This window comes from Nonomuraea basaltis, from assembly GCF_005893125.1.
Lineage (GTDB): Bacteria > Actinomycetota > Actinomycetes > Streptosporangiales > Streptosporangiaceae > Nonomuraea > Nonomuraea basaltis.
Genome location: NZ_VCJS01000355.1, coordinates 1 through 8,812, shown reverse-complemented (window position 1 = coordinate 8,812; position 8,812 = coordinate 1). Strand labels below are relative to the sequence as shown.

The 8,812-nt window shown below is 66.2% G+C and carries 10 protein-coding genes and 1 pseudogene; 4 read left to right on the top strand and 7 right to left on the bottom strand.

Annotated elements, in window-relative coordinates; genetic code table 11:
• Positions 1-203 precede the first annotated feature (203 nt).
• Positions 204-989: an NAD(P)-binding domain-containing protein gene (locus EJK15_RS64930; protein ID WP_138720198.1), complete on the bottom strand. Its 786-nt coding sequence runs from the start codon at positions 987-989 to the stop codon at positions 204-206.
• A gap of 7 nt (positions 990-996) precedes the next feature.
• On the bottom strand, positions 997-1,581 hold the full coding sequence (locus tag EJK15_RS64925; RefSeq protein ID WP_138720197.1) for a dihydrofolate reductase family protein: 585 nt from the start codon (positions 1,579-1,581) through the stop codon (positions 997-999).
• A 122-nt stretch (positions 1,582-1,703) separates the two neighbouring features.
• Here EJK15_RS64925 and EJK15_RS64920 point away from each other — a divergent pair, with 122 nt between their 5' ends.
• Positions 1,704-2,192: an Lrp/AsnC family transcriptional regulator gene (locus EJK15_RS64920; protein ID WP_138720196.1), complete on the top strand. Its 489-nt coding sequence runs from the start codon at positions 1,704-1,706 to the stop codon at positions 2,190-2,192.
• A 444-nt stretch (positions 2,193-2,636) separates the two neighbouring features.
• Positions 2,637-3,824 carry an NAD(P)/FAD-dependent oxidoreductase gene (locus EJK15_RS64915; RefSeq protein ID WP_138720195.1) on the top strand — a complete coding sequence of 396 codons (1,188 nt, stop codon included), beginning with the start codon at positions 2,637-2,639 and terminating at the stop codon, positions 3,822-3,824.
• 109 nt (positions 3,825-3,933) lie between these two features.
• On the opposite strand, the gene EJK15_RS64910 is transcribed toward EJK15_RS64915, so the two are convergent.
• Positions 3,934-4,824 carry a LysR family transcriptional regulator gene (locus EJK15_RS64910; protein ID WP_138720194.1) on the bottom strand — a complete coding sequence of 297 codons (891 nt, stop codon included), beginning with the start codon at positions 4,822-4,824 and terminating at the stop codon, positions 3,934-3,936.
• Positions 4,825-4,876: 52 nt separating this feature from the next.
• A complete protein-coding gene (locus tag EJK15_RS64905; RefSeq protein ID WP_240778042.1) occupies positions 4,877-5,989 on the bottom strand; it encodes a DUF418 domain-containing protein in 1,113 nt (370 codons plus the stop codon).
• Positions 5,990-6,188: 199 nt separating this feature from the next.
• Here EJK15_RS64905 and EJK15_RS64900 point away from each other — a divergent pair, with 199 nt between their 5' ends.
• Positions 6,189-6,944 carry a TetR/AcrR family transcriptional regulator gene (locus EJK15_RS64900; RefSeq protein ID WP_138720192.1) on the top strand — a complete coding sequence of 252 codons (756 nt, stop codon included), beginning with the start codon at positions 6,189-6,191 and terminating at the stop codon, positions 6,942-6,944.
• Between the two features lie 200 nt (positions 6,945-7,144).
• On the opposite strand, the gene EJK15_RS75900 is transcribed toward EJK15_RS64900, so the two are convergent.
• From EJK15_RS75900 to EJK15_RS64885, 3 genes and pseudogenes are all read right to left on the bottom strand, one after another.
• Complete coding sequence (locus EJK15_RS75900) at positions 7,145-7,348, bottom strand: hypothetical protein (RefSeq protein ID WP_240778041.1); 204 nt, start codon at positions 7,346-7,348, stop codon at positions 7,145-7,147.
• Positions 7,349-7,860: 512 nt separating this feature from the next.
• Positions 7,861-8,004: pseudogene (locus EJK15_RS78285) on the bottom strand (Lsr2 family DNA-binding protein); the annotation flags it as partial.
• 9 nt (positions 8,005-8,013) lie between these two features.
• Positions 8,014-8,280 (bottom strand): hypothetical protein, encoded by a 267-nt coding sequence (locus EJK15_RS64885; protein WP_138720191.1) that lies wholly within the window; start codon positions 8,278-8,280, stop codon positions 8,014-8,016.
• 133 nt (positions 8,281-8,413) lie between these two features.
• Between EJK15_RS64885 and EJK15_RS64880 the strand changes: the two genes are divergently transcribed.
• Positions 8,414-8,812: FAD-dependent oxidoreductase (locus tag EJK15_RS64880; protein ID WP_171075341.1), on the top strand; the 399-nt coding region annotated here is incomplete at its 3' end.

Genomic DNA, 8,812 nt, shown 5'->3' with positions numbered 1-8,812 from the left:
TCGCAAGCGTCTGCATTCGGGACTCGGATATCAGACTCCGCAAGAAGTCGAAGACCAGTACCTGACCCGGCAGTCCGCAGCGTAGGTCAGACCACCAGACGCTGTCCGGAATCTCCGAGGCCCCTCACAGTGCGATCCGAATACAGTTCGGAGGAGCTCTGTGACGAGGTGAAGACGCCGCTGCATCCCCACCCCGCACGAACTCAGGCGGGTTCTCCGCGGAGGCGAGCCAGTATCCGATCGAGGGCGCGCCGCACCATGTCGGGTACGCCATCCCGCCGCAGCTCGGTCATGAGCTGCTGGTTGATCCCGCCCGGAGTCATGTGATCGTCGGTCAGGGCGGCAAGCGAGTCGGTCCGCTGTAACAGGGACTGGCCCAGCTGACCAAAGATGTGCGTGGTGTAGGCGGTCGCGGCGCCGGAATCAACGCCGTGGTCGGCCAGCCAGCTGGCGATGGTGGTGAGGTAATCGAGATGCGCGGCGAAGGTAGCCGTCACCGCGCTGAACGCCTCCAAGGTTGATTCGTCGCTCGGCACCAGGATGCCTCCTACACGGGCGAACAGTTCACGAGCAACGGCGTTGTCGGGGTACATCACCGTCAGACTTTGACCACGCGCTGCCTGCGGCAGCGGGATGACCCGGACGACGTGACCGGCCGGTGCGGCCCAGTCCTGCAGCCGTTCCAACCGCACACCGGCCATCGCGCTGATCAGCACGTGCTCCGGCCGAAACGACAGTTTCTCGACGACGGCACGAGATACCCGCGGACGCACCGCGAGCACGATCGACGTCGCGTTCGAGAGCACATTCTGGTTGCTGTCACACACATGCACGTTCGGAAACCGGCTGGCCAGTTCGCGTCCCACACTGCGGCCGCGTGGTGACAGGTAGATCGCAGGAGGGCCAGCAACATCCGCATTGAGGCCCTCTACGATGGCGGCCGTGATCGCACCCGCTCCCACGAACCCGTACGCGGCAGGCTGCTGCATGGCCAGCTCAGCGGTGGATGCGGTAGCGGATATGGGTGGCCTCCGGTGTGTCGATCACCCGAACGATCTCCAACTCGACGCGCGACTGCAACACCTCAAACAGCCGACGACCAGCGCCGAGCAGCACCGGGATCTGATGGATCTGCATTTCGTCCAGCACGCCGGCCTCGATCGCCCGCTGCGCCGTATACGCGCCTTGCACCATCACGTCCCGGTCTCCGGCAGCGGCCTTCGCCTGCGCCATCGCGCTGGCGATCCCGTCGGTCACATACGTCACCAACGGATAGCTCGCCACGGAGGGACCCGGCGGCCGGTGACTGGGCACGAAGATCGGCACTCCGTGATGATCACCTTTCCAGTGATCGACCTGCTCCACAGTACGTCGACCCGCCAGCACCGCACCGGTCGCCTCCATCGCCTCAGCCAACTCCCCGGCCGGCCCGGACCGCCGGACGTCCCCGGCCACGGTGTAGCCCCAGGCGTGCAGCCGCTCCACCGCCGCGCCGTCACCGCCGGGGTTGCCCGGTTCGTCGTTCGGACCCGCGATGTACCCGTCGAGGGACATCGACATGTAGAGCACCGATGAGGACATGAGCCTGCTCCTGTCGTCGATGGCGCAGTTCCTTCCTCAGCCACGCCTCCTGGGCAACGACGCTAGCCGTAACCCCGCAGTTCCCGATTGAAATCCTTCCCGCCTCGACGCAAGATTGTTGCGTGCCGAAGCCGATCCTGACACTCGACGACGTCGACCATGACCTGCTCGACCTGCTGCAGCGCGACTCTGGGCGTACCCTTCGCGAACTTGGTGACCTCGTTGCCCTGTCACCCAGCGCCGTGCAGCGGCGGATCGACCGTTACCGTAAGCTCGGCGTGCTCGCCCGGCACGTCGCGCTACTCGACCCAAGTCGCCTGCCGACCGCATTGCTCGCGGTATGCCTGGTGACGCTCGAACGCGAATCCAGCCGGCACCATCACGCGTTCCGCAGGCGGCTGCTCGCTGCAGACGAGGTACAGCAGATCTACGACGTTTCCGGTGACTGGGACTACGTCGTGATACTCGCGTGCAGCGGCATGGCGCACCACACCGCCGTCGCGGACCGACTGTTGAAGGAGGCGCCAAACGTACGCCGCTACACAACCCTGTTCGTGCTCGACCCAGTGCGCACCGGCTGCGCCCTACCCACGCGTACCCCGGACACTTGAGCCGTCGACACAACCGCATGATCAACCGAATCCGCCAGCTCAACGCGGACGACCGGAGCTTGTAACCTTAGAGTGATACCCCCGCCAGCGCGCCCTGGCCGTCCCACATGTCTCACCTGAGCTTGGCACAGAGGGAGGCGGCGCTGCTGACCGGGCAGATCAGAAGACGCGTAATTCCGGGGCGGAACGTAGTCCCTGAGTACGACATCACCAGCACGCTGCGCATGTGTGATCAGCCTACGTAGGGCAGCGCGCCCCGAGTGCAGTTCGTCGGCCAGCGTCAGGAAGATCTCGATGTCGCGCTGTTTCACGATGCGCCCATCCCTCGCATGTTTAGCGTCGAGTTAACGCACGTTGCCGAGAGTGCCGTTGCTGGCCGTGGGGAAACACACCAGACTCTGTGGCTATGAATCTTGATGTTATCCGCTCGATCGGCGGCGGGACATGACTGGCACGAGCAAGGTGGTGGTTATCGGCGGCGGATACACCGGCATGCTTGCCGCCATCGGCGTGGCGCAGCGAGCAAAGCGCGTGCAGGTGGTCCTCGTCAACCCGCTGGAGCGGTTTACGGAGCGGCTGCGGATGCACCAGTTGGCCACCGGCCAGCACCTTGCCGATCATCGTATCCCCGATCTGTTGACCGGCACCGGCATCGGCTTCGTGCAGGGATCGGCGACAGGCATCGACGCGGATGCGCACATCGTCGCTGTGTCCACTACGGATGGCCGGGCCTCGCTCGGCTACGACATTCTGGTCTACGCGATCGGCAGCACAACCGACACCGGCGCAGTGCCGGGGGCAGCCGAACATGCCTTCACCCTCAACAGCCCGCACAGCGCGCAGCGGCTGGCCGACCACCTCACGGCGGCACGAGACCGGACCGAATTCCTGGTGTGCGGCGCCGGGCTGACCGGGATCGAAGCGGCGACCGAAATCGCCGAGTCCCACCGGAACATCCGCGTCACGCTGCTCAGCCGGGACGAACCCGCGACGATGATGGGCGCCAAGGCCCGCGCCTATCTAATGGCGGCATTGGATCGGTTGGGCGTGAGCGTGCGCACTGGTGTCAGCGTCGCCAAGGTGCTGCCGGACGGAGTGGAACTAGCAAGCAGCGAGTTCGTAGCCGCCGACGGCTGCCTATGGACCACCGGCGTGCGGGTGGCCCCGCTGGCCACCAAGGCCGGGATCACGACCGACGAGTACGGGCGCATCATCACCGACGCCACGCTGCGGTCAATGTCGCACCCCGAGATCTACGCCGTTGGCGATGCCGCCGCGATCAGCCAGGCTTACGGCGTCATCCACGGCACCTGCCAGAGCGGCATCCCCAGCGCGGCACACGCCGCCGGTAACATCGCCCGTCAGTTGCATGGCGGCCTTGTCAAGCCGTTCCGCTTCGGCTACTTCCACCAGCCGGTGAGCCTTGGCCGGAAAGACGCGGTGATCCAGTTCACGTACGCCGACGACACGCCGCGGCGTTGGTTCATCACCGGTCGAGCGGCCATCCTCTACAAGGAGATCGTAAGCAGCAGCCCGATCACCACCTTCCGACTGTCCAAGCGGATGGCTATCTCGTCCCGGGTGCTCGCCTCGACAGGTGGCAGGCGCAACAGCCGGGCCACGTTGCCCTAACCCTCGCGGCGAACGACTCCTGCCCTCCGAGAACCGTCAGCACTTGCTCTCCCTGATGAGCCCAACTATCACCAGACCTCAGTTGCTTTTCCGCACGTGGGCCAAGTCCTTAAGTGTGGCGCGGTCCCAAGTCGCGCACCGTGCGAGTGAGGGCCCGGACGAGGTCGTTCTCCCGATCACTGCGCCACACCAAGGCCCACCGCAGTCGCCAGGAGTCACGGACAGGCACGTAACGGATGTCGGGCCGACTGTGGTACCTGACGACGTGAGCACCGAGGACGGAGACCAGGTCGCCTGCGCCGACGACCGTGAACAATTCCTCGAGAGCCCTGTGGGGCGTGGCGTCACGCTCGATCCGGCGGCCACGGGGTGTCTGGAAAGGCGCGAAACCCTCCTCCCAGTAGTCAGGCATGCCTGGAACTGACGGCAGCACGTGATTGCCGAGGACCTCGACGCTGACCGAGTCTTGGTCAGCCAGCCGGTGGCCAGGCGGCACCAGCAGGACCATCGGCTCGGTGAAGACTTCCGGCCCCACGATCAAGTTCGGTTCCTCGATGGGAAGCCATGCCACCAACACATCGATGTCGCCGTTCCGAAGCGGACCGAAGGCGTCCAGGTATGGATTGTGGTGGAGTTGCAACCGCCATTGAGGATGTCGGGCGTTGAAAGTCTCCCAATACGGGCGCAGGTCATATGCATTGACAGGGAGCATGCCAACGCGCAGTACGCCGGTGATGCCCTGAGCGGTCATCCTTGCCCGATGCATACTTTGGCGCAGCTCACGGTAGACCGGCTGTAGGTCGGCGCGAAGCTGCGCGCCAAGGGGCGTGAGCTTGACGGTGCGGTTGGTGCGATCGAACAGGGCGCCGCCGATGTGGCGCTCCTGCTTCTTGACGGCCTGGCTGACCCTTGCGGTAGTGACGTGCAGGCGCGCGGCAGTACGGCCGAAGTGTAGCTCCTCGGCCAGCGTCAGGAAGATCTCAATATCGCGTAGCTCCATCCGCAGCTCCGTTAACCATCAGGTCAAGATACGTTACTCAACGACGCGGCGACTACCCCCGAGGCCCGTAGGTCAGGCGGCGCAGGACGATCTCGGCGGGGCCGGCCTGCTTGCGCTTGTCGAGCAGGTGGGCGGTCAGAACGGTCGCGAGCCAGACGGCCACCGCGATGATCAGTCCGGTCACCGTGGGGCTGTTGAAACGGTCGCCGAGGGCGAGCGTGAAGGGTGCCAGGAGGACCAGCCAGGCCACCGACTGGAACAGGTATCCCGACAGGGAACGCTGGCCCAGGGCCGAGAGTGCGCCGACAACGGGGCCGGGCCGGGTGACCCGCATGGCGATCAGGCCGAAGACGGCCACGTAACCCGGGCCGGCGAACAGGCCGCTGGCGCCGTGGAGCATCAGCATCATGCTGGCGGCCGACTCGTTGACATGCAGCCATCCGGCGCTGACCAGGGCGGCAGGGAGGCCTCCGGCGATGGCGACGCCGAGTCCAAGGACGGCGGCCCACGTGAGCAGGGTCTTGTGGCGGGTCGGTTCTTCGAGGACGCGGCGGCGGGCAGCCCACATGCCCAGCCAGGTGATGATGATGAAGGGCAGGACGGTCAGCGTGTGCATCGGCCATTCGCCGAGGCGGTCCAACATGGACGCGACGTACCCGGGCGCGGTGAGAGAGTCGACGTGGCCGACCGGCAGCGGGGCCGACCCGCCCTGACCTCCGAGAATGCGGCTCACCACGATGGCGCCGAGAACCAGGATCTCGACCGCCGCCAGCGCCCAGAGCACTAACACGATGCGGTGGAACTTGTCGCCGCGGCGCAGCAGCACCAGCGTCATCACGAGCCCGACGATCCCGTAGGCGCCGAGGAAGTCGCCGTAGTTGAGCAAGGCGGCGTGCGCGAACCCGAAGACGACGAGCCAGAGGTTGCGCCGTATCAGCACCGAGCGGACCTGCTTCGGTGTGGCGCCGGAGGCGTCCTGGCGGCGGGCGAGTTGGACGATTCCGTAGCCGAACATTACGGCGAAGACCGGGTACCCGCGGGCGTGGACGAGCTCGAAAAGCAGCAAGTTGAGGCCGCGGTCGGCGCCTTCCGGCGTGGCGTCGAGACCGGGCTCGCCGGCGAAGACGACTCCGGCGACGTTGGCCAGCGCGATGATCAGCAGCATCGCTCCTCTGGCTAGGTCCGGTGCGAGGGCACGTTCGGCACGCCGGACCGCTCCTCTCGATGTTCGTCGTGCGGTGTCAACGCTCATGTTCGTCCTTCTTCCCGAGACACAAGCTTTAGTTTGGATGAGAAAGTATCACAGATATACTAATTAGGTCTGGCATGATGGGGCCCAGTTTTCGGAGGCGAACGGGGGATCCATGACCGGCGAGGACTCCGTTCCGGCGTCGCTGCGTCGACTGTGGGGGATGTCGGAGTCCTCGCGGCTCGGGCGGCCTGCGGCCCTTGACGTCGACCGGGTCGTCGCCGCAGCGGTGGAGATCGCCGACCGCGACGGGCTCGGCGGCGTGACGCTTCCCAAGGTCGCCAAGAGCCTCGGCTTCACGAGCATGTCGCTCTACCGGTACGTCGGATCCAAGGGCGAACTGCTCACTCTCATGGCCGACGTCGCCGTGGGCGCACCGCCGGACATCGACACTGACGACTGGCGCGAAGGGCTGCGCAGTTGGGCCTTCGCGCAGCGCGCGGTGTTCCAGCGTCGACCGTGGCTGACACGCGTGCCCGCCTCCGGACCGCCGTCCGGACCGAACCAGATCGCCTGGATGGAGGCCGCCCTGGCGATCATGTCCCGCACCCGCCTCGACTGGGCGCACAAGGTCGGCATCCTGTTACTGATCAGCGGTTACGTGGTCCAGTCGGTGCGGCAGTACAACGAACTCGCCGAGGGCAGGGCCGAGGGCCAGGGGCAGGTCGACGCCGAGCGCGCCTACGGCCGCGCGCTGGCGCGGCTCGTCCAGCCCGAGCGCTTCCCCGAGGCGGCCCGGCTGTTCTCCTCGGCGCTGTTCGAGGCGCTGCCGTCGGACACCCCCGACGCGACGGTCGCCGACGCGGACTTCTCGCTCGGGTTGGAGCTGATCCTCGACGGCGTCGCCGTCCGGATCGTGCGCTCCGACTGAGGCGCGTCCCCCCATCCGGCCCCGGGCTGCTGCCGGCCGCCGCGATCGCCGGGAAACTGCTGCACGGCACCGTCTCACCGCGGTCGGCCGGGGTGTTCCTGGTCGCCGCGATCGGTCACGGCACCGGGATCGTGGCCGGCCAGCGGCAGGTCGCCGACAAACGCGACGAAGCCTCTCCCGTACCCCTTGGAATAGATCGTCTAGTGGTTTTCCTTCATGATCGCTTCGCGTACGGACGAGACGATCTCCGTGGCCCAGCGGCCGAGGGAGACTCCGTCCTGGGTTCCGCCGCTGGCGGAGAAGAGGATGAATCCCGATGCGCCGAGCTCCAGCACGGTGCCGGTGAGTTCCTCCACCCACTGGCCCACAGAGCCGCCGGTCCAGCGGCCGGCGCGGTCACGCATGGCGGCCAGCGGCCGGTCAGGTGATGCGTCCGGGGACATTGAAGACCGTGCGGATCTCGCGCGGATCGCGGGCCGCCGCCGCTTCGTCGATGATCGGCCGCGACATCCGGTAGCTCTCGCTGAGCGGGTTCGGGGGCCCTCACCCCGAGGTGTGGACACCTTGAGTACCGGATCATTCGTTGGCTATCGACGAGATGGTTGCTCGCCACGCTCGTCCCGATCTGAGGGACGAACTGATCACAAACAGTCCCGCTCAGGATTGAGCTGCACTGTAGCGGCGCTGGCACTCCCGTGCGGGACAAACCGCGCGGCCAGTAGCGCCCCTGCGTAGGCGGACGCGGCACCTCGTGCTCGTCGAGCCCGCGAACGAAAACGATCGTGTAGATGTCCCCGAGCGGGCTGTCCCCCTGCCACTTGTAATCCTCCGGCGACGCGCCGGGGGTTCTCGCGGTGGCGTGGACCATTTCGAACGTGTGTGCCTGCTCGTAGACCTCGGGAGGGGCGGCGAAGAAGGCACCGATGTTTTCGGGAGCAATCCGGCCACGCTCGCCGACGGGGTGGCCCTCCGCCTTCGCCCAGGTGCGGATGCGGAAGAAGGTCTCACGGCTGTGCGCCCGGTGGGTGACGCGGAGGGGGGTGAAGTCGGCCTCGGACATGATCAAAAGCTACCGATAGGTTCGATGTCGTGTCTGCCCGTCCATGCCTGGCGCTTCTCTCAGCAGGCCGGCTAAAACCAAGAACCGGGGAGCCACCCCGAGGCGGCGCTGCTGACCGGGCAGATCAGAAGACGCGTAATTCCGGGGCGGAACGTAGTCCCTGAGTACGACATCACCAGCACGCTGCGCATGTGTGATCAGCCTACGTAGGGCAGCGCGCCCCGAGTGCAGTTCGTCGGCCAGCGTCAGGAAGATCTCGATGTCGCGCTGTTTCACGATGCGCCCATCCCTCGCATGTTTAGCGTCGAGTTAACGCACGTTGCCGAGAGTGCCGTTGCTGGCCGTGGGGAAACACACCAGACTCTGTGGCTATGAATCTTGATGTTATCCGCTCGATCGGCGGCGGGACATGACTGGCACGAGCAAGGTGGTGGTTATCGGCGGCGGATACACCGGCATGCTTGCCGCCATCGGCGTGGCGCAGCGAGCAAAGCGCGTGCAGGTGGTCCTCGTCAACCCGCTGGAGCGGTTTACGGAGCGGCTGCGGATGCACCAGTTGGCCACCGGCCAGCACCTTGCCGATCATCGTATCCCCGATCTGTTGACCGGCACCGGCATCGGCTTCGTGCAGGGATCGGCGACAGGCATCGACGCGGATGCGCACATCGTCGCTGTGTCCACTACGGATGGCCGGGCCTCGCTCGGCTACGACATTCTGGTCTACGCGATCGGCAGCACAACCGACACCGGCGCAGTGCCGGGGGCAGCCGAACATGCCTTCACCCTCAACAGCCCGCACAGCGCGCAG